The 20,174-nt window shown below is 52.7% G+C and carries 15 protein-coding genes; 8 read left to right on the top strand and 7 right to left on the bottom strand.

Annotated elements, in window-relative coordinates:
* The first annotated feature begins 2 nt into the window (after window positions 1-2).
* From BZJ17_RS09605 to ilvN, 3 genes are all read left to right on the top strand, one after another.
* Window positions 3-1,793: a long-chain fatty acid--CoA ligase gene (locus BZJ17_RS09605; protein WP_077640559.1), complete on the top strand. Its 1,791-nt coding sequence runs from the start codon at window positions 3-5 to the stop codon at window positions 1,791-1,793.
* 397 nt (window positions 1,794-2,190) lie between these two features.
* Entirely contained in the window at window positions 2,191-3,909 is a 1,719-nt protein-coding gene (locus BZJ17_RS09600) for an acetolactate synthase 3 large subunit (protein WP_069590994.1), read from the top strand.
* A complete protein-coding gene (ilvN, locus tag BZJ17_RS09595) occupies window positions 3,909-4,406 on the top strand; it encodes an acetolactate synthase small subunit (RefSeq protein WP_077479504.1) in 498 nt (165 codons plus the stop codon). Before BZJ17_RS09600 ends, ilvN begins: the two co-directional genes overlap by 1 nt.
* Window positions 4,407-4,465: 59 nt before the next feature.
* Here the strand turns inward: ilvN and treC are convergent, their stop codons facing one another.
* The 3 genes from treC to treR form a co-directional block, all read right to left on the bottom strand.
* Window positions 4,466-6,130 (bottom strand): alpha,alpha-phosphotrehalase, encoded by a 1,665-nt coding sequence (gene treC, locus BZJ17_RS09590; RefSeq protein ID WP_069590998.1) that lies wholly within the window; start codon window positions 6,128-6,130, stop codon window positions 4,466-4,468.
* A gap of 58 nt (window positions 6,131-6,188) precedes the next feature.
* Window positions 6,189-7,607, bottom strand: a complete 1,419-nt coding sequence (treB, locus tag BZJ17_RS09585) for a PTS trehalose transporter subunit IIBC (protein ID WP_069591000.1) — start codon at window positions 7,605-7,607, stop codon at window positions 6,189-6,191.
* Between the two features lie 144 nt (window positions 7,608-7,751).
* Entirely contained in the window at window positions 7,752-8,708 is a 957-nt protein-coding gene (gene treR, locus BZJ17_RS09580; protein WP_077640558.1) for a trehalose operon repressor TreR, read from the bottom strand.
* Window positions 8,709-8,862: 154 nt separating this feature from the next.
* Between treR and BZJ17_RS17205 the strand changes: the two genes are divergently transcribed.
* The gene (locus tag BZJ17_RS17205; RefSeq protein WP_167370403.1) at window positions 8,863-9,015 is read left to right on the top strand and encodes a hypothetical protein; all 153 of its coding nucleotides are present in this window, start codon (window positions 8,863-8,865) and stop codon (window positions 9,013-9,015) included.
* On the opposite strand, the gene BZJ17_RS09575 is transcribed toward BZJ17_RS17205, so the two are convergent.
* Both BZJ17_RS09575 and pykF read right to left on the bottom strand, forming a co-directional pair.
* Window positions 8,993-9,670 carry a hypothetical protein gene (locus BZJ17_RS09575; RefSeq protein ID WP_077640557.1) on the bottom strand — a complete coding sequence of 226 codons (678 nt, stop codon included), beginning with the start codon at window positions 9,668-9,670 and terminating at the stop codon, window positions 8,993-8,995. The genes BZJ17_RS17205 and BZJ17_RS09575 overlap by 23 nt on opposite strands.
* A gap of 130 nt (window positions 9,671-9,800) precedes the next feature.
* Window positions 9,801-11,213 carry a pyruvate kinase PykF gene (pykF, locus tag BZJ17_RS09570; RefSeq protein ID WP_069591007.1) on the bottom strand — a complete coding sequence of 471 codons (1,413 nt, stop codon included), beginning with the start codon at window positions 11,211-11,213 and terminating at the stop codon, window positions 9,801-9,803.
* A 636-nt stretch (window positions 11,214-11,849) separates the two neighbouring features.
* On the opposite strand from pykF, the gene BZJ17_RS09565 reads away from it, so the two are divergent.
* From BZJ17_RS09565 to BZJ17_RS09550, 4 genes are all read left to right on the top strand, one after another.
* On the top strand, window positions 11,850-13,229 hold the full coding sequence (locus BZJ17_RS09565) for a sensor domain-containing diguanylate cyclase (RefSeq protein ID WP_198534139.1): 1,380 nt from the start codon (window positions 11,850-11,852) through the stop codon (window positions 13,227-13,229).
* Window positions 13,230-13,323: 94 nt separating this feature from the next.
* Window positions 13,324-14,016 carry a translesion DNA synthesis-associated protein ImuA gene (gene imuA / locus BZJ17_RS09560; RefSeq protein WP_077640555.1) on the top strand — a complete coding sequence of 231 codons (693 nt, stop codon included), beginning with the start codon at window positions 13,324-13,326 and terminating at the stop codon, window positions 14,014-14,016.
* Complete coding sequence (locus BZJ17_RS09555) at window positions 14,016-15,419, top strand: DNA polymerase Y family protein (RefSeq protein ID WP_077640554.1); 1,404 nt, start codon at window positions 14,016-14,018, stop codon at window positions 15,417-15,419. Before imuA ends, BZJ17_RS09555 begins: the two co-directional genes overlap by 1 nt.
* An 11-nt stretch (window positions 15,420-15,430) precedes the next feature.
* A complete protein-coding gene (locus tag BZJ17_RS09550; protein ID WP_077640553.1) occupies window positions 15,431-18,496 on the top strand; it encodes an error-prone DNA polymerase in 3,066 nt (1,021 codons plus the stop codon).
* Here the strand turns inward: BZJ17_RS09550 and BZJ17_RS09545 are convergent.
* Together BZJ17_RS09545 and BZJ17_RS09540 are read right to left on the bottom strand one after the other, a co-directional pair.
* Window positions 18,493-19,743: a multifunctional CCA addition/repair protein gene (locus BZJ17_RS09545; protein WP_077640552.1), complete on the bottom strand. Its 1,251-nt coding sequence runs from the start codon at window positions 19,741-19,743 to the stop codon at window positions 18,493-18,495. The two genes, BZJ17_RS09550 and BZJ17_RS09545, sit on opposite strands and share 4 nt — an antisense overlap.
* Before the next feature lie 166 nt (window positions 19,744-19,909).
* Window positions 19,910-20,174 (bottom strand): TIGR04211 family SH3 domain-containing protein (locus BZJ17_RS09540; RefSeq protein WP_108743803.1); only part of this gene is annotated, 265 nt, incomplete at its 5' end.

Genomic DNA, 20,174 nt, shown 5'->3' with positions numbered 1-20,174 from the left:
CAGTGAACACCCAAAACCATATCGTCACGCGCATCCGCGAGCAAATTACTGCCCAAGGTGAACGCGAAGCTATCCGTTTTCAGCAACAGTCACAGTGGGCGAGTATCAGCTGGCGCCAACTGGGCGAGCGCATTGATCAGCTATCACGCTGTTTACTCAAAGCTGGTTGTCAGGTTCAGCAAACCGTCGCTATCTTTGCGCCGAACAGTGAAAAATGGGCGATGTTGGACTATGCCGCGTTGCAAATTCGTGCCGTGCCGGTGCCGATTTACGCAACCAGTACTGATCAGCAAGCGGCACACATTATCAATGATGCGGACGTGCAATGGATCTTCGCCGGTGACGAGCAACTGGAGAGCGCGGTTGCAGCCCTTGAACACTGCCCCAATGTCAAAGGGGTAATCGCCCTCAACCAAGAGGCACAGGTACCTGCACATCCCAAGGTGTGGGACTGGGCCAGTTGGTTATTGCAAGACGATCGCAGCTATCAAGCCGAACTAGACGCGCGCATTGATGCGCGATGCATGGATGATTTGATCACCTTGATTTATACCTCCGGCACCACGGGCGATCCGAAAGGGGTGATGCTGGATTATGCCAATGTTGCGGCGCAGCTGGAGGTACATGACCAAGTCTTAGCATTAAGCCCCGATGATGTGTCCTTGGCCTTTTTGCCGCTTTCTCATGTGTTCGAGCGCGCCTGGAGCTATTACGTCTTGCACCGCGGGGCGGTGAACTGTTATCTCTCAAACCCGTTTCAGGTGCGTGATGCATTGGCGGAGATTAAACCGACGGTGATGTGTGCGGTACCGCGTTTTTATGAAAAAATTCATGGTGCTATTCACGACAAACTCAGTCGGGCCACCGGTGTTAAACCGCATTTATTCCGTTGGGCGCTGCGCCAAGGCGAGCGTCATGCCAGTCAGTTACGCGCTGGTCAATCACCGTCGCGACGTCAGCAATGGCAATTAGCGTTGGCCGACAAGCTGGTACTGAGTAAGCTGCGTGCGCTATTGGGTGGCAAAATGCGCTTGATGCCATGCGGCGGAGCGCGTCTTGACCCTGACATCGGCGCGTTTTTCCACGCCATAGGCATTAACGTCAAGCTCGGTTATGGCATGACCGAAACCACCGCCACGGTTTCTTGTTGGGACGATACGCGCTTTGACCCTCACTCGATTGGTTATCCGATGCCAGGGGCGGAGGTACGAATTGGTGCGGATGATGAAATTCAAGTTCGCGGGCCAATGGTGATGCGGGGTTACTTTAATCAGCCCGACGCGACTGCTGCCACCTTTACCGAGGATGGTTTTTTGAAAACCGGCGATGCGGGATATATTGATGCCAAGGGTAACGTCTTTATCACCGACCGAATCAAAGAGCTGATGAAAACCTCTGGCGGCAAATACATCGCGCCACAGCGGGTAGAAGGCGCTTTGGTGCGCGATCATTTTATTGATCAGATTGCGGTAGTGGCAGAGGCGCGTCATTTTGTATCGGCCTTAATTGTGCCTTGCTTTGATGCCTTGGAAGAGTGGGCGCGGGCGGCCAATATCAAATATCAAAATCGCAAAGAGCTGCTGAAACACGCCGATGTGGTGGCCTTGTTTGAAAAGCGCTTGCAGAGCTTGCAACACGAGTTGGCCAAATTTGAGCAAGTCAAACGCTTCACTTTATTGCCGCAGGGCTTTTGCATGCACAGTGGCGAGCTCACGCCGACCATGAAGCTGCGCCGTAAAGTGATCCTTTCACGTTATCAGCACCACATTGAGGCAATGTACCAGCGTCAATGATGTGTAAAGGGGACGTTTCTCATCGATGAGAAATGTCTCCTCTAACGGCTATTTTCACGCCGTTTTTCTCCTCGGCTTGTATAGTAAATCTGGCAAACTTGTTTTCTTGTAGTGGATCTTTCCGATTTTCCACCTCCCAATCAGTGTTATCCAGCAACATTCACTCAACATTTAGATTAAAAATGTAAATACTGATTAGCTAATAGACAGTTTTGCAAATAAAACGTTACATTGATTGCAGCTTCATCCGAAGCAGGCCAAGTGACAATCTAACGCCGCCTTACCGCCAGTATTTGGTTTCGATGTCCGCGTGGTGAGTGACCACCAGTACATCTAAGAGTAAGGGGCAGGATTAGGCTAAAAGTAAGTCCTAACTATGCAAACAGGGAGGCGTAGAGTGGAAATGTTATCCGGTGCCGAGATGATCGTGCGTTCCATGATCGATCAAGGCGTAAAACATATTTTTGGTTATCCAGGCGGATCAGTACTGGATATATACGACGCATTGCACGAAAAGAGTGATATCGACCATGTGTTGGTACGCCACGAACAAGCCGCGGTCCACATGGCCGATGGTTATGCGCGTGCCACGGGGGAAGTGGGCGTGGTGCTGGTGACGTCAGGCCCAGGGGCAACCAATGCGATTACTGGCATAGCCACCGCGTACATGGACTCGATCCCCATGGTGGTTTTTTCTGGCCAAGTAATGAGCGGCCTGATTGGCAATGATGCCTTCCAAGAATGCGATATGGTGGGGATCTCCCGCCCGGTGGTCAAACACAGCTTTTTAGTCCAGCGCGCTGAAGACATTCCTAACATTGTTAAAAAAGCCTTTTATCTTGCCTCAACGGGACGTCCCGGCCCTGTGGTGGTGGATATTCCTAAAGACATGCTGAATCCGGCACAAAAGCATCCTTATCAGTATCCAGACAGTGTACGCATGCGCTCTTATAATCCGACCACCTCGGGACATAAAGGGCAGATAAAGCGTGGCTTAAAAGCACTACTGGCGGCGAAAAAACCAGTATTGTATGTCGGTGGTGGCTCAATCATGGCCGATTGCGGCGAACAAATCCGCCAACTATCAGAAAGCCTTAATATCCCTGTTGTCAGCACCTTGATGGGGCTAGGCGCGTTTCCCGGCACCCATCAACACTCGCTGGGTATGCTGGGCATGCATGGCACCTACGAAGCGAACATGGCGATGCACCAAGCCGATCTGATCTTTGGTATTGGTGTCCGATTTGACGATCGCACCACCAATAACTTAGAAAAATACTGTCCCGATGCCACCATCATGCACATTGATGTCGACCCATCGAGCATTTCTAAAACCGTGGCGGCAGACATTCCTATCGTCGGCTCGGCGGACGCGGTACTAAATAGCATGCTGAAATTGCTGGTGGAGCAAGGTGGCAGTAACGACAGTGATGCGATCAGTACTTGGTGGCACAATATTCAAACTTGGCGCGAGCGTCAGTGTTTGAAGTATGACGTGGATCCGGAGCGCATCAAACCGCAGCAAGTGATTGAAACCTTGTATCGCCTTACCGATGGCGAGGCCTATGTAAGCTCCGACGTGGGTCAGCACCAAATGTTTGCCGCACTCTATTATCCGTTTGATAAACCACGTCGTTGGATAAACTCGGGCGGCTTGGGCACCATGGGCTTTGGGCTACCCGCCGCCATGGGAGTGAAGTTCGCGCTGCCGGATGCGCAGGTGGTGTGTGTTACCGGTGATGGCAGTATTCAAATGAATATTCAGGAGCTGTCCACTGCACTGCAATATGATATCCCGGTGGTGATCGTTAACCTCAACAACCGTTTCCTCGGGATGGTCAAACAATGGCAGGACATGATTTATCAAGGCCGCCATTCGCACTCGTATATGGACTCGGTGCCGGACTTTGCCGCGATTGCCGAAGCCTATGGCCATGTGGGGATGCGCATTAGCCATCCGTCTGAGTTAGAAGCCGGCCTAGAAAAGGCGCTGGCAATGAAAGATCGCTTGGTGTTTGTCGATATTCATGTCGATGAAACCGAGCACGTGTATCCGATGCAGGTACGCGGTGGGGCGATGAATGAAATGTGGTTGAGCAAAACGGAGAGAACCTAATGCGCAGTATTGTATCGGTTTTGATGGAAAACGAGCCGGGTGCCTTGTCGCGCGTGGTGGGTCTGTTCTCTCAGCGTGGCTACAACATTGAATCACTGACGGTGTCACCCACCGATGATGCGACCTTGTCGCGCTTAAATATCACCACATCAGTGGTCAGCGACGCGGACCGCGAGCAAATCGAAAAGCATTTACACAAGCTGATTGATGTACTGAAAGTGAGTAATGTCACCGAGAGCGATCACATTGAACGTGAACTGGCGTTGGTGAAAGTGAAAGCGAGTGGCTACGCCCGCGCGGAGGTAAAACGCACCGCCGATATTTTTCGGGGGCAAATTGTCGATGTGACGGCTTCGCAATATACCGTGCAGTTGACGGGCGACAGTGACAAGTTGGATGCCTTTATTCGCGCGGTGGGTGAAATTACCGAGATCATTGAAGTGGCACGCAGTGGTGTGGTGGGTATTGCACGCGGCGAGCGAGCGCTGCGCCAGTAACCCAAGCAACTGGTCGTGATAAGGAAAATGGCACGCCAAGGCGTGCCATTTTTTGTGGATTAAGCGGGGTTAATCAAGTACACCAAGGCTTCATAGGGTGCCAATTGCATTTCTGGCATCAAGGGCTTGGCTTCTGGGTAATTATGGCTCACCAAGTCTGCGTTCGGGGCAGGGGCGACAGGCAAGGTCGCTGTGACCGGTTCGCCATAAAAGTTACACACTACCACCAGTTGGCTGTCGCCATTGTCGCGACGATACGCGAGCAGCTGTGGGTGGTCAGGCAGCAAGTCCTGATAATCTCCTTCACGGATCACAGGTAAGGTTTTCCGTAGGGAAATTAGCTGCTTGTAGTGATAGAACACCGAGTTTTTATCCGCCAGTGCGGTGTCGACATTGACGTCAACATAGTTAGGCGCAGGCTTGAGCCACGGTGTGCCTTTGGTAAAACCGGCGTTTGCTGAGCTGTCCCACTGCATGGGGGTGCGCGAGTTGTCGCGTGAGCGTGCCGCCAGAATGGCCAACACTTCCCCTTCAGGCATGCCTTGTTCGCAAAGCAGGCGGTACATGTTTCGGCTTTCGACGTCTTGATAATCATCAATACGCTGATAGCCCGGGTTGGTCATACCAATTTCTTCCCCTTGATACACATAAGGCGTGCCTTGCTGCATATGAATCGCGGTGGCGAGCATCTTGGCGGAGGCAACGCGATGATGGCGATCATCACCAAAGCGGCTGACTACACGCGGTTGGTCGTGGTTACACCAAAACAGTGCTCCCCAACCTTGATTATGTAGGCCGTGCTGCCAAGTACGGAAAAGCTGTTTTAGGGCTAAGAAGTCAAACGGTGCCAGTCGCCACTTCTCGCCGCCCGGATAATCGACTTTTAGGTGGTGGAAGTTAAACACCATGGAGAGCTCTTTGCCATCCGGCGCGGAGTATTGCTGACAATGCTCCAAGGTGGTCGAAGACATCTCGCCCACGGTGACGCTGCCGTAACGTTGGAAAATGTCGCGACTGATCTCTTGTAAGTATTCGTGAACGCGCGGGCCATCGGTATAAAAACGGCGACCATCGCCTTGATGATCATCAGGGAACGACTGATCTTTGGAGATCAAATTGATCACATCGAGTCGAAAACCATCCACGCCTTTGTCGGCCCAAAAAGCCATTACGTCTTTGACGGCTGCCCGCACCGCTGGGTTTTCCCAGTTAAGGTCGGCCTGTTCGGTGGCAAATAAGTGGAGGTAATACTGGCCGGTCGGTTCATGCCATTGCCACGCGCTACCGCCAAATTTTGATTGCCAGTTGTTTGGAACGCCGCCGTTAACCGGATCTTTCCAGATGTAGTAATCGCGATAGGGGCTATCTTTGCTGGCAAGCGCTGATTGAAACCAAGGGTGCTCGGTTGAGGTGTGGTTAATCACAATATCCATGATGATGCGGATATCGCGCTTGTGCGCCTCGGCGAGCAGGGTGTCGAAGTCGTCCATGGTGCCTAGGCTAGGGTCAATCGCATAATAGTCGGCAATGTCGTAGCCATTATCGACTTGTGGCGATACATAAATGGGGGTTAGCCATAACGCGTCGATGCCCAAGGCCGAAAAGTAGTCCAGCTTTTCGATAATGCCCGGCAGATCACCTGTCCCTGTTTGTGTGGTATCACGGAAGCTCTTGGGGTAAATCTGATAAATGGTGGCCGTTTTCCACCAGGGATGTGCGTGCATAATGTCTCTCTTAACGCTAATAAAGCGGGGAGCGTGCTCCCCGCAGACTGAATGGGAGTTAGACGACCGCCAGTTTGCCTTTGCTGGCTTGACGGCGATACATAAAGGCGGTGAGTGCAATAGGCACAATAATGGCAATTAGCATCGCGACCGCGTAAACACCCCAGAACTGTGGCTGAATAGATAAAATACCCGGCAAGCCACCTACACCAATGCCGTTGGCCATCACACCGGAAAGACCACACACAATGGCGGCCAGCGCCGAGCCAACCATCGCGCACAGCATAGGGAATTTGTAACGTAGGTTAATCCCGTACATAGCCGGCTCTGTCACGCCAAGATAGGCGGAAATCGCCGCGGGCACAGAGATTTCACGTTCGTTTTCTTTTTTGCTCATCCAAATGATCCCGACAACCGCCGAGGCTTGTGCAATGTTAGACAGAGCAATCAGTGGCCAAATGGGGGTGCCGCCCATCTCTTGCATCAGCTGCAAATCCACCGCGTTAGTGGTGTGGTGAACACCGGTGATCACCAAAGGTGCATACAGGAAGCCGAACAGGGCCGCGCCTATGTAGGCGTAATCGCCGGTCATTGCTGAACGGGCGAGGAAGGCCACGCCATTACCAATCTCGCGACCAAAGGGGCCGATAAGGGTGTGTGCCAAGATCACGGAAGTCAGTAGTGCGACAAATGGCACCACCACCAAATACAAATAATCCGGAATAATGCGTTTTAACTGGGTTTCAATAAACGCCAATGCCATCCCCGCAAACATGGCAGGGATCACCTGTGCTTGGTAGCCGACTTTTTCAATTGAGAACCAGCCAAAGTCCCACACTTCAGGCATTTCTTTACCGATAAGGTAAGCGTTCATCAACTGAGGCGATACTAGGGTAATACCGAGCACGATACCCAAAATCGGTGTGCCGCCCATTTTTCTGACTGTCGCCCAACACACGCCGACAGGCAGGAAGTGGAAGATGGCTTCGCCAAGCAGCCATAAAAAGCCGTGGGCGGTGGCCCAAAACTCGCTGATCTCGGTTAAGGTTTTGCCATCGAACATGCGGATATCACCGATCACGTTTCGGAAGCCGAGGATCAGACCACCGGTGATGATCGCGGGGAGAAGGGGAACAAAAATTTCCGCGAGGTGTGAAATCGCACGTTCTAGCAGGCTCATGTTTTTACGCGCGGCTTGCTTGGCCTCGTCTTTTGATTGACCCTCGACGCCGGTGGCCTGTTGCAACAGGACGAAGGCTTGGTCCACGCTAGTGCCGATCACGACTTGGAATTGGCCGGCGCTGGTAAAGCAGCCTTTAACCATGGGGATCGCTTCAATGGCGGCGACGTCCGCTTTTTCCGGGTCATTTAATACGAAGCGTAAACGGGTGAGGCAGTGGCTCACGGTGGCGATGTTGTCTTTGCCGCCTATATGAGTGATCAATTGATCAACGGCATTTTTATTTATCTGGCTCATAAGCAATCCTGTATTGCTGTAGGGTATTCATTGGTAACGTTCCCATTGATTATTGATCGTACTAAGCCAATTATCAGTGGAATCGTTCCCATGTTTTGAAAACCATCACACAGAAATTCGTAACTGCTTGATTTTTAGTGTTGGCTAGGGAGTCACCAGATGACAGGGTTGCGTCCAATGTGTGATAGTGGTCACCTCATCATCCAACTGCTTGAGCAGCAACCCAGCAGCATGTTGCCCTGCTTGATGGTAGCCCAGTTCCACACTGACTGCGCGTGGGAACATAAAGCGTAGCATGTCATGGTTGCCAATGCCGCCAATGGCGATATCTTCACGGTTTAGGGTTTGTAGGCGTTTTGCGACCCCTAAGGCGAGGGTATCAGAGGCGCAGACAATGGCGTCAGTCTGCCGGGTTAACAGGCAATCTGTTGCGGCATAGGCGGCATGCAGGCTCATCTCACAACGATGGAGTTGTGGTGAAAGCTGGTGGGTTTGGCAAAAATGTTGATAGGCATCAGATCGGGCGAGACCTGTGGTTTCATCGCGCTCATCAATCCCCAAGAAGGCAATATGACGGCATCCTTGACGATAAAAGTGGTCCATGACTTGCGTGACGGCACCTTGGTTGTCGTAACTGACGCTGGCGTATTGCTCACTATCAACGGCGAGCACGACACAGTTGGGGGCGAATGGCGCTAGCGCGTTGAGATCACAGCCAGAAAAACCAAAAAAGATAATCCCATCGACGTTACGGCGTTTTAGCACATCGAGATGGGCTTGTGCTTTTTGTTGTGAGAACTGGCTTTCCATAATGGCTGCGTCATAGCCTTTGGCATACAAGGTATTGAGCAGCCCCGTCAGTGCGGTGTTCTCTGAGTTGGAACTGAGCTTGGCCACGATCACGCCCACAACACCACTGCGTTGCGCACGCATCGCGCGCGCCGACTTCGACGGTAAAAAGCCATGTTGGTCGATCACCGCTTGTACTTTAGCGCGGGTACTGTCTTTAACGCGTGCGTCATGGTTTAGCACACGCGATACGGTCGATTTCCCCACCCCGGCTAAGCGGGCAATATCCAAAATGGTTAATGGTTTTGTCATTTTTTTCTCTGTGGTAGCGGTAAATCAGTGGCTTAGACTCAGCCTCTTCGCGCGCCATGATAACAGGCGTGATTGGCGCTTGCGATTTATTGATTAATTTGTAAACTACAGCCTGATTTTTGAACAACCCATCCTACTTTAGACTGAAATGATGATGAGCCACCCTGTCGTACAAACCATCAACAAGTGCCTAGTGCGCATGACCACACTGACGCTCGCAGTAATGGCATTAAAGCTTAGCGCGATTTATTTGGTGCCGTTAGCGGTACTGATCAAAACGCACTTCAAAGAAATTGTCCACTGGTAAGCGCGGTAAGCTGATCGTCAAGGTGCTGGTTTAGCGATTGCCAGTACTGCTGATAGCGCTGCGTATACGCTTGCGGACATGGCGAAACCAAACCGCGCACAATCGGAAATAGCTGTTGCCATTGTGCCAGCCAATCTATCTTCACATCAGGATGGGTGAGATAGCGCTGGTGCTGCGCCATGATTGGCATCAACGCCTTTTGTAAGTAGGGATTGATACCACAAAGCAGCTGGGTGTGCAGGGTCTGGTGCCAATAGGTCATGGTGGTGATATCGGCGCTATCTTTGGCGGGTAAGTGCTGAATAGAATGAATCAGTCCCAACACCTGTAATGCGGTCTGTTCATTCAGTTTGCTCGGAAAGCTATCGATGAACGCACCAAACAGACCTTTTAGGGCTTGAATCAGTGCCTGCCAGTCTGCTTGGCTTAATGGTGTGAGCCGATAGCCAAGATGAGGCTGATAAAGGACCCGTCCCTCTACCGCTAATAAATGCAAGCCATCGCGTGCTGTAGCCGTCGACAGGCTGAGTTGCTCACACAAAGCAGAGACAGTGAGTGGATAATCGCCCTCTGCGCGCGCTGTGAGTGATAACTGGCGGGTTAATATGGCTGCCCAGATTTGCTCCATAGCGTGCTGGGCTTTGGTGAACTTCATAACACTCCCTGTGCTGGGTCGACGAGATTGGTTCGCGACTAAATGCAAGCCTCTTTATCATGCCACCGTGTCATGGATAAAAAAACGCCCCGACATGAGTCGAGGCGTAGGCATTGCTATCGGTGCTTAATTACAGCACGTGCACAGAGGCGGTGTTGGTGGTACCAGAAGGCACAAGCGCGCCTGAAACCATGACCACGATGTCGCCTTTATGCGCCAAACCAGACTCAAGCGCGATGGTTTTGCCGCGACGGTAGAACTCATCGGTGCTATCGATGCTTTCGATCATCACAGGCGTCACACCTTTGGTTAGACACAGGTGAGCGGCTGTTTTCGGATTGGTGGTAACCGCGATGATGTTTGCCGTCGGGAAGTACTTACGTACTGAGCGTGCTGATTTGCCCGCTTCAGTGGCAACAACAATCAAAGGTGCCCCCAACTTCTGAGAGGTATCAACCGCGCCTTTACAGACCGCTTCGGTGATACGCAGGCGATCGCTATCGAGACGAGAACCCAGAGCAGGTGACATTTGACGGTCAGTACGCTCACAGATTTGCGCCATGATGCTCACCGCTTCAACCGGGTATTTACCTTTCGCTGACTCGCCAGACAGCATGACGGCATCGGTACCATCCATGATCGCATTCGCCACATCACCGGCTTCAGCACGGGTTGGACGTGGATTTTTGATCATTGAGTCCAGCATTTGTGTTGCGGTGATAACCATCTTGCGAGCACGGTTACACTTCTCGATCATCATCTTCTGCGCGAAGATCACTTCTTCCACTGGGATTTCTACGCCCAAATCACCACGGGCAACCATGATACCGTCAGACGCTTCCAAGATAGCGTCAAAATTGTCGACACCTTCTTGGTTTTCAATTTTAGAGATGATCTTGATGTCGCTGCCGCCGTTTTGAGCCAGCAGCTCGCGGATTTCTTCCACGTCTTCTTTCTTACGAATAAATGAGGCCGCAACAAAGTCAACGCCTTGCTCGCAACCAAATTTTAGATCCGATTTATCTTTTTCAGCCAGTGCAGGCAGGCTCACCGAAACACCTGGCAGGTTAACGCCTTTGTTTTCGCCCAACTCACCGTTGTTCAGTACTTTACAAACGACTTCTTTTTCAGTCGTTTCTAGTACTTCCATCTCAAGCAGACCGTCATCAACGAGTACAGTATTGCCCGCTTTTAGGTCACGAGGTAGGCCGGCGTAAGTGACGGCAACGCGATCTTTGTTACCCACGACAGAGGTGTCTGTGGTGAAAGTGAACGTTTGACCAGCTTCTAATGCGACGTCGTTACCACCTTCGAGTTTGATGGTGCGGATCTCAGGGCCTTTGGTATCGAGCAGAATCGCAACTTGCTTACCGGTTGTCTTCATGACGTTGCGCAAATTTGTGATACGCGCACCGTGTTCGGCATAGTCACCGTGTGAGAAGTTAAGACGCATCACGTTCATGCCTGCATCAACAAGCTTAGTCAGCATCTCTTCCGATTCAGTTTTAGGTCCAATCGTACAAACGATTTTGGTCTTTTTCATCGACGCATTTCTCCGGTCAAAAATTGAAACATAAACTTGGGGCCTAACTGCAAAAGACTGATTTAAATGTAATTAAACAACATAAATAGGTCGTTATCGTGGTGCAGTCAGCAAAATTCTCGCATTTCTCAATGACGTTACCGCAGCCTTCACGCTGAGGTGACGTCACTGTTTGATCGATCGTGAGTATAGATTGTCTGCGTTGATCTGTGTTGATCACGGGCAATAAAGGCGTTGTTGGTGTAATACGATTTCACCCAGTGCCATCGATTCACCATTCACCTCCCATCCTTTGGGCGCGTAAATTTACCACAGCTCACCGTCCAGATCATTACAAGCCGGTGACAGTAATCGGTTTCAGCACGCTTTTATTTTGATGATTACGTTTTCTGTTGATTATCACCCCAGGCGACAAGGTGGTTGTTTTATGAGCTTTTAGTGATTCTTTTGTCATTAATGAGTGTGATCTGTCTTCCAATTTGAACTGGATCATGCTTTTTTATTAAGTCTTTTGCGTTCACCTAGAATTTATCTACTATCAGAGCACTTTCGATGGGCTGCCTAACAATGTTTGCGCGTACTTTACGGTTTTTGACAGGGATGCTGCTTATAGTCTGCACTTATGCGAGTACGCAGGTGTGGGCCGATGACGCCTATCTGTCAGAAAAGAAAGACATTTTAGTCGCCACCCATTCCTCAGTGTGGAAGCCTTATAGCTATTTATCCGACTCAGGCCAGCCCAAAGGGCTGTTGATCGATTTCTGGCAGGCTTATGCCAAATACAATCATGAATCCATTCAATTTGTTCTGTTAGATTGGCCTGAAACCCTCTCTTATATGCGAGAAGGTGGTAACCGTGTGCATGCCGGTTTATTACGTTCGCCTGAACGTGAGCGCTTTTTAGATTTTGCGACGCCAATTTTTAATATCAATGGCTCTTTGTATGTGCAAAACCAACCGGGCAGTGCGGATACTAAGCCTTTAGCGGCAGATCAAGTCGTTGGTGTGGTAGCAGAAAGTTATGAATCCTCGTTCTTAGCCAAGCACTATCCGCAAGTGGAGCAACGTAGCTTTGTGAATAACGAGGATTTATTTGCGGCCGCGCTCGAGGGTGAGATCCAAGCCCTTGTGGCAGATAGTCAGGTTGCCAACTTTTACTTTCTGACTCAAGGGAAACCGCTAGCATTTGTCGCGGAGCAAGTTCTTTATACCCGTCCAATTTATGCAGCAGTGCCGAAAGGCAACCAAGCATTGCTCGATGAAATACGTGTTGGGATCAGTCATATTCCGTCTGAGGAACTACTACGGATTAAGCAAAAATGGATTAATACCGAGCGGGTTGAGGCGTATCCCGATTGGCTAATCCCGACCATAGTGATCATGGTGGCATTGAGCGCCGTCGCGTACATTTTTTTCCTCAAGCGCATGGTGTATAAGCGCACCGTTGCCTTGCGCCAAGCCAATGCCCGCTTGCGTGAATTTGCCAATACTGACCCACTGACTCAATTGCTGAATCGACGTGGCCTAGAGGGCTATTTTTCTCGCCTTAAACCCAAACTTCAGCGTCAGCAAGAAATGGGGCTGATCCTCATCGACCTCGATCACTTTAAACAGGTGAATGACAAATACGGTCATATGCAGGGTGATAAAGTGTTAGTGCACCTTGCCAGTTATTTAAAGCGGGTCGTGAAGCATGGCGCCGTGGCGCGTTTAGGGGGCGAAGAATTCTGCGTGCTGTGTCCGGCCACGTCATTAGATGAAATGATCGACATAGCCAACCATATCCGCTGCGATGTGGCAGACAGTGTGTTTGAGTTCGATGGCGCCGAGATTCGTGTCACTGTCAGCATTGGCGCAATTGTATCCAGTGATGTTACTGACGACATTGCTTCGCTGGATTTAGATACCTTGACCCATGCCGCTGACCTTCTTATGTACCGTGCGAAAGACCGTGGCCGTAATCAAGTGATGCTGGCCTCCTCTCAATCAGTGACCACACCTATCGCAGAAGCCTGATACCGTTTTCTGTTAGGTAAAAACACGCTTTTCATCTTCTTTTCTTGCAGCGTTTTTATCATTAAATATACTGTACATATATACAGGTATTTTGATGATGAAAACACTCGACCAATTAGCCCAGCAACACGGCCTATGGCGCGCTAGTCAGCGGCCGTTAATGGCGGAATTACCCGATAAACAAGCGACCGGTTACAGCGCCTTTGATCAGCGTCTAGGCGGGCTCCCGTCTCCAGGTGTGACAGATATCATCAGTGACTATGGTGTCGGTGAGTTGCGGCTGGTGTTACCCGCGTTGTATCACGCTAGCGGTCAGCAGGTGGCGTGGATCCGTCCACCGGTTGGACTCAACGCAGCGATGCTACATCAGCAAGGCTATTTAACCGACAACACCTTGTTGGTGTCTCCCAAAAGCGATCAGGATGCGCTGTGGGCCGCCGAGCAAGCGGCGCGCAGTGGCGCGTGTCAGGCAGTCGTGTTATGGCCATCTTCGCTCACGGTGGGACAAGTGAAGCGCCTAAAACTGGCGGCTGAACATGGCCAATGTGCGGTGGTGCTGTTGCGCCGCCAGCAGACGTACTCATTGACCTTGCCGGTCGATTTAAGCGTGGCACTGGCGCCTTCCGCATGTGGCGTAACGGTCACGGTGCGCTATTGTCGCGGCCAATGGCCACCGGCTCCTTTTACCCTCGATTGGCGCACGCAATGGCCCGCGTTGGTGACCTGGCCGAGCAATGCAGAGAATTTGCTTGCCTTTCCCTCACGACAACAGCGGGAGCAAGCGTAATGTCATTGTGGCTGTATCTACATTGCCCGAGCTTGCTGTTAGATAGCCTTTATGCGCCGTCATCGGTGCAAGCGGTGGGGCTGGTTAGCGAGCAAGAAGGCCGTTTAGTGCAGCTCTCTGTGGTGGCTAGCACGCACGGTCTGAATACCGGTATGGGATTAGGGGCAGCGGCGCTTATTTGTCATCAGCTCGCGGTCTACCCTTATTGCGCGGTGAAAGAGCAGTCCGCGCTTGAGCAGCTCGCCACACAGCTTTATCCGCTGGTCGCGGAAATCAGCCTTAATCCCCCTAAAGGTTTATGGCTACACGTTTCACCGATGTTGGCGCTATATCAAGGGTTTACTCCGCTATGGCAGGCGGTGACTCAAACACTGGTGGAAAGTGGTATCCGTTATCAGGCTGGGGTGGGCCAAACGCCGCGTGCCGCCGAGCTTATGGCGTATGGCCACGCGGGCAAGGTCAGTACCGACTCCGAGCATTTGCAGGCAGCGTTGCAGCAATTGCCGTTAGCTGCTGCCCCTTTACCGGAGACGGTGAAAACTCAGTTTACGCGTCTGGGCCTCTCTCGGTTAGGTGAGCTTATCGCCTTGCCCACCGCTTCGCTGACGCGACGTTTTCCGCGCACTGTGGTGGATTACCTTGCTGAAGTGCGTGGCGCCCAGCCGACGCCACTGCGTTATTTTCAGCCACCGCTGCAATTTTTTCAGCAGCGGGTCTTGTTGTTTGAGCTTAGTGAGCAAGCCCACTTATTGCCCATTATCGAGAATCTCGTCTCGGCACTGTGCCGTTTCCTTGAGCAGCGTAGTGCCTGTACGCCTGCGCTGACGTTGGGTTTTAGCTTGCGTGATGGATGTGAAGAAACCCTGCCGGTAATGGCCGCGCATGGAGAGAAAGACGTCGAGCGCTGGATGGCGTTGGTGCGTTTACGGCTGGCGTCATGGCAAGTGAGTCAGCCGGTGACTGCGGTCAGTGTGACGGCTTCGCAAATCGATTGTCACCAGCCCGGACAAACCGATCTTTTTAGCGCCCAGCAAGGTGAGCAAAATCGTGATGAGTTGGTCGCGACACTGGCTGCCCGACTCGGGGAGGAGGCGGTTATGCGGTTAGCGTATGTGGATCATCACCGTCCCGAGACGGCCAGCCAACATGTCCCCCATCACCATAGTGCGACACCGACAGCCTCGGCACCCACGCGTCCACGCCCAAGTTTATTGCTGCCGCAACCCACACCACTGGTGGGTAAGGTCACCTTACGTGAAGGGCCGGAGCGAATTGTCACGGGCTGGTGGGAAGGTGCGCCTATCCAGCGCGATTACTTTATTGCCCAAAATGCCCAGCAACAATGGCTGTGGGTGTTTCGCACGCCAGAGCAAACTTGGTTTTTACACGGTTGGTTTAGTTAGACGGTGAAGCGATGAGTACGTATGCCGAGCTGGTATGTTGCAGCAACTTTTCCTTTCTTGAGGGCGCCTCACACCCGGAAGAGCTGGTGGCGCAAGCGGCAACATTGGGCTATCAAGCGCTCGCGATCACCGATGAATGCTCGGTCGCAGGGGTGGTGCGTGCGTATCAAGCTCAGCGTGATTATCCGCAGCTTTCGCTGATCATTGGCAGTCGCTTTCGCCTGCAGGCGTTAGATGTTGTTTTACTGTGTCCCACCCAAGCGGCTTACCAAGAGCTGTGTCGGATTATCACCAATGCGCGGCGACGCAGTCACAAAGGTGACTACCAGCTGAGCGAGTGGGATCTGATGTCGGTGCGTCATGGCATAGTGCTATGGCTACCCAGTGGCGCGGAGAGCGATCATCACTGGGCGACGTGGCTGCTGCGTTATCATGCTGAGCGCTTGTATCTGGCCGTGCGGCGCGATCTAGCGGATAACGACCATCCGTATCTGGCGCACTGTCGCATGCTGGCAAGCCAGTATGAGCTTCGTGTGACAGCGTGTGGTGATGTGCTGATGCATCACCCTGAGCGGCTGGCGTTACATCATACCTTAACGGCGATTCGACATCGTCAGCCGGTGGCGGCGTTGGGGCGGACACTATTGCCCAATGCAGAGCGCGCCTTACGCCCGTTGCCTAAATTACACGCTTTGTTTCCCCCCGAGTGGCTGGCGGAAAGTGCCAATATTGCTGCCCAGTGTCAGTTTTCCTTGGCGAGCCTGAAATACAGCTACCCCAAAGAAGTGGTGCCGACTGGCGAGTCTGCGATGGCGTATTTGCGTGAGGCGGTCAAGCAAGGCGCACAGCAGCGTTTCCCCAATGGGGTGCCCCGTGACGTGGGAGCCATCATTGAAAAAGAGCTCGCGCTTATCGAGGTGCTGGATTATCCGTATTACTTTTTGACCATTTACGATCTGGTGCGCTTTGCCCAATCGCGTGGGATCTTATACCAAGGGCGCGGCTCGGCGGCGAACTCGGTGGTGTGTTATTGCCTAGGGATCACCGCGGTGGATCCGTGCAAAGTCGATGTGCTGTTTGAGCGCTTTATTAGCAAAGAGCGCGACGAGCCGCCAGATATTGATGTCGACTTTGAGCACCAGCGCCGTGAAGAAGTGATCCAGTATTTGTATCAAAAATATGGTCGTGAGCGGACCGCCTTAGCGGCAACCGTGATCCGTTACCGGCTTAAAAGTGCATTGCGCGATGTGGGCAAAGCGTTGGCGATCCCCACTAGCCAGATTGATTTTTTTATTCAAAACCTCAATCGGCGCGATAAAACCCAGCCTTGGACGCAGCAACTTCAGCAGTTGGGCCTGGATCCTAAAAGCGCGAAAAGCCAACAATGGCTGTCGCTGACCCAGACATTGATTGGCTTTCCGCGCCACCTTTCTCAGCATGTGGGTGGCTTTGTGATTGCAGATGGGCCTTTGTATGAGTTGGTGCCGGTGGAAAATGCGGCGATGGCAGAGCGGACGGTGATCCAGTGGGATAAAGACGATCTGGAAACACTGCATCTGATGAAAGTCGATGTACTGGCACTGGGCATGCTCACCGCGATTCGACGTACCTTTGATTTGATTGCCCAAACCGGTGGCCCTCGCTTGAGTTTGGCGGCGATCACCCAACAAGGCGACGATCCGGCGGTGTTTGCACGCATTCAGCACGCCGATACCGTCGGAGTGTTTCAAATTGAGTCGCGAGCACAAATGAGTATGCTGCCGCGGCTCAAACCGGCTTGTTATTATGATTTGGTAATCCAAATTGCCATTGTCCGCCCCGGTCCGATCCAAGGTGACATGGTGCATCCATATCTAAAGCGCCGCGACGGGGAAGAAGCGGTGAGCTACCCGTCCAAAGCGGTTGAGCAAGTGCTGGCGCGTACGCTCGGGGTGCCCATTTTTCAAGAGCAGGTGATCAAACTGGCGATGGTGGCGGCCGGCTTTTCCGGTGGAGAAGCGGATCAGCTGCGCCGCGCGATGGCGGCCTGGAAGAAAAAGGGCGGATTGGCGCCATTTCGCGACAAATTGATCGCAGGGATGACTGCGCGAGGCTATCGCGCCGACTTTGCCGAGCAGCTTTACCGGCAAATCTGTGGGTTTGGTGATTATGGTTTTCCAGAGAGCCACTCGGCTTCGTTTGCGGTTTTGGCCTATGTATCAGCGTGGCTAAAGCATTATTATCCCGCCGCGTTTTACACCGGCTTGCTTAATAGCCAGCCGATGGGGTTTTACTCACCGTCACAATTGATGCAAGACGCCAGGCGCCATCAGGTGCCTGTGTTGCCGGTTTGTGTGCAACACTCGGGAGCGGATCATTGCTTAGAAAAGGTTGGCGAACAGTGGGGCGTGCGGCTGGGGTTGCGGTTTGTCAAAGGATTAAGCATGGCGGCAATAGACCGATTGCTGGCCCATCGTCCAGAGACGGGATTTACGTCTTTGTCGGCACTGCAAGGGATTCATCTTGACCGCGATGCCTATCAAGCCCTAGCCAGTAGTGGCGCATTGGCAGCGCTGGCTGGTAACCGCTTTCAGGCGCGCTGGGCGCTGATGGATCAGCAGCGGCAGTTGCCGTTACTCGCCGCCAGTGACGATGAGGTGGCGTTGCCTCATTCGCCTTCCCAGTGGCAGAACGTGATTGAAGATTACGCGGCCTTGGGGCTGTCGCTCACCGATCATCCCATTCGTTTGATGGCGCAAGCCGGCACGCTGGGGCGTTTTACCCGTGGTGTTGAGTTATCACAGTGTGCGTCGCAAAGCTGGGTCGCGGTAGCGGGGGTGGTGACGGGCAAGCAATCCCCCGGTACGGCCAGTGGCGTAACCTTTGTCACCTTGGAAGACGATACGGGCAATATCAATGTGGTGGTTTGGGCGGGAACGGCACGGGCGCAATCCCGTGCTTTTATGCAAGCCAAGGTGTTGAAAGTGCATGGCATTGTCGAGCGACAGGGCGAGGTGGTGCACGTGATTGCCGGTAAGTTGATTGACCTTACCCCGACGCTCACCACCTTGTCGGTAGCCGCGCGTGAATTCCGTTAACGCGACGCGCTAACCGCGTCGGGACAGGTGGGCGCCGGACACGCGGCTACCGCTTGAATACGCTGGCGATGTAGCTCATCACGAATCGCCGCCCCTTTAAAACCTGCGTCGACAATTGGCTTAACCTCTACCTGTTGCGCGCAAGCAAAGCGCTCGCGTAAGGCGTCGGCTTGTGGGTAGTGATAGTTTTCACGTCCTTTGCGGCCACGGACATCGGCCAAACACGCCAAGGCCAGTTGCTCGACCCGCTCGGGCTTGCGCCACGCATCGATTTGATTAAACAGCGCTACCCAATGCTCAGGGCTGAGTTGATCGCACTTATGAATTTTGGAGTGGTGCGCACTGACCACTAGGGCCAAATCCCGATAAGCGTTGGGGATACGTAGTCGCTCGCACAGATCTTTGATAACCGGCAGGCCGCGATCGCCGTGGCCGCGATGGCCGGGCAAGATGGAGGCAGGGGTGAGGGYCTTACCGAGATCATGGACTTGTGCGGCAAAGCGGATGGCTTTGTCGTCGGTCAATGAGGCGGCATAACGGCTGACCATTTCCGTGTGGATGCCGGTGTCGATTTCAGGGTGCCAGTTGGCTGGATTCGGCACGCCGTACAGGGCGTCGATTTCAGGAAGCACTACCGCTAGGGCACCGCAATCGCGCAGCACAGCAAGAAACACATCGGGACAATCACTGCCAAGTGCTTTCTCCCACTCGCGCCAAACCCGCTCAGGGGTGAGGTGGGCGAGTTCGCCCTTGGCGACCATCGTTTTCATCAGCGCTAAGGTGTCGTCGGCAAGGGTAAAGCCGAGCGGCGCAAAACGGGCGGCAAACCGCGCCACTCTGAGAACCCGTAATGGGTCTTCGCTAAAGGCAGGCGAGACATGGCGCAAAATCCGGTTGTGTAAATCTTGCTGACCGCCATACGGGTCAATCAAGCTGCCATCTTCGTCTTGGGCAATGGCGTTAATGGTGAGATCGCGGCGCTGAAGGTCCGCTTCCAGTGAGATATCTGGTGAGAAGTCGCAAATAAACCCGGTGTAGCCTTGGCCTGATTTACGCTCGGTACGGGCGAGGGCGTGCTCTTCGTGTGTGGTCGGGTGTAAAAACACTGGGAAGTCTTGGCCGACTTGCTGGTAACMGGCCGCTTGCATTTGCTCGACGGTCGCGCCCACGACCACCCAATCTTTATCTGTGACCGGCAAGCCCAATAGCGCATCACGTACTGCTCCGCCGACAAGATAATGTTTCACACGAGACTCCTTGTTTGGATTAACCTTGGAGCCCGGCATGGCGACCATGCTGACTCCGATTTCTTTCCCAAGTATACATATTGAAATGCAGCACGGATATTTTGTGCCTGAAAACTGGCGTGGCGGGTGCAATAAAAAAGGCCGCCGAGGCAGCCTTTTTCAGTCATTATGCCCAGCCGTCACGGCGACGTTTTTTGCGTGGGATAAGGTGTGGCAGCACAAGGCCAAACAGTAAGCCGCCGCCGGCCACCATGCCGCCGTAGGTAAACCAGCGCATTAGTAGGTCGTCTTTTTGGGTATCAATCTTGGCGCGCAGTGCACGAATTTCACTTTGTGCCTCAATCAACTTCTTATTGAGCTCACTGCTGTGTGCTTCCAGCTTCGAAATTTGTTCGTTGCGTTTTGCTAGCGATTCAACCAAGCCTTTTTGC

The organism is Salinivibrio sp. IB574, assembly GCF_001996205.1.
Classification (GTDB): Bacteria; Pseudomonadota; Gammaproteobacteria; order Enterobacterales; family Vibrionaceae; genus Salinivibrio; species Salinivibrio proteolyticus.
This window is presented reverse-complemented; position numbering and strand designations above follow the sequence as displayed.